Source organism: Exiguobacterium sp. s123 (assembly GCF_018617075.1).
GTDB classification, from domain to species: Bacteria; Bacillota; Bacilli; order Exiguobacteriales; family Exiguobacteriaceae; genus Exiguobacterium; species Exiguobacterium profundum.
Genome location: NZ_JACSJL010000019.1, coordinates 1 through 1,045 on the forward strand (window position 1 = coordinate 1; position 1,045 = coordinate 1,045).

The window sequence follows — 1,045 nt, forward strand, 5'->3', positions numbered from 1 at the left end:
GACGTCAAAAAAATGACGCGCCCTCCGGCCCGTCTTCCTTCGCTTTAGGCTCAAAGCGAGGCTTTTCGCTCGTTGGCTACGGAAGCCTGGACTTATGTGCGCTCTACGCATTTTTTTGAGGCTCTCCCTGCGGTCGCCCTTGCACCGTCTCCCGACGCTCGCTTCGTTTCCGTCAACAGGACGCACAACGGTGTTCGTTCTGAGGACAGCTTTTCTATCTGAAAGGGGACAAACCATCATGGAACTATCCGCCATCATCGAGGTCATCCGTATCAAACAAGAGGTTCGCGAGGAAATGGTCGCCCTCGAGCACGCCATCATCCACTCGCCGGACAATGCTCGGCAAATCGGGGCATCGTTCATCGGTGACGATGACCGTGAAGTGTTCCTCGTCATCATGCTCAACACGAAGAACCGGGTCATCGGTGTCCATCGGGCGCATGTCGGGAGCGTCAATTCGAGTGTCGTCCACCCACGGGAAATCTTCAAATGCGCCATCTTGAACAATGCCTCGTGCATCATCGCCTGTCACCAACATCCGAGCGGGGACCCGACCCCGAGCCGGGAGGACATCCTCGTCTCCGAACGGTTACATGAGGCGGGGGACCTCATCGGCATCCCGGTGCTCGACCATCTCATCCTCGGAGCGGCCGAGTCGTACGTCAGCATGAAACAGCGAGGTTACATGGGTTAAATGGAATGGAGTGGGGCCGGGGGACCGGTCCCGGTCCGTCCGGTAAGGGCAAGGACGAAAAACGTACGTTTTTCTATGTCGGGATGGGCGACTCGCGGTGCTCTCGCCTGGATCCATAGAGCGGGATCCGGAAAAGGGTCGTTTTCGTATGACGAAAATGGAGTGGTTCGTATGAGGATATGGGACCATGTTTTGGTCTGTCTCGTAAGAAGATTGTTTGATGAAATGTCAGGAGTGAAAACACAGTTTGTTTATTGAAAACGAGCATGTTTTCTAAACAAGCCCTAGGGCTTGTTTGAAACAACACCAGGGCTTACGTGAAATATCCTGAGATGTTGCTTACGTGGATGC

The 1,045-nt window shown here is 54.4% G+C and carries 1 protein-coding gene; it reads left to right on the forward strand.

Annotation, left to right across the window (positions count from 1 at the left end; translation table 11 throughout):
* The first annotated feature begins 238 nt into the window (after window positions 1-238).
* Window positions 239-694 (forward strand): RadC family protein, encoded by a 456-nt coding sequence (gene radC / locus KNO72_RS15380; RefSeq protein ID WP_214758773.1) that lies wholly within the window; start codon window positions 239-241, stop codon window positions 692-694.
* Window positions 695-1,045 lie beyond the last annotated feature (351 nt).

What these genes read in the sequence shown, in the direction of transcription:
- radC (WP_214758773.1), top strand. Translation starts at nt 239, where the DNA reads ATGGAACTATCCGCCATCATCGAGGTCATCCGTATCAAACAAGAGGTT.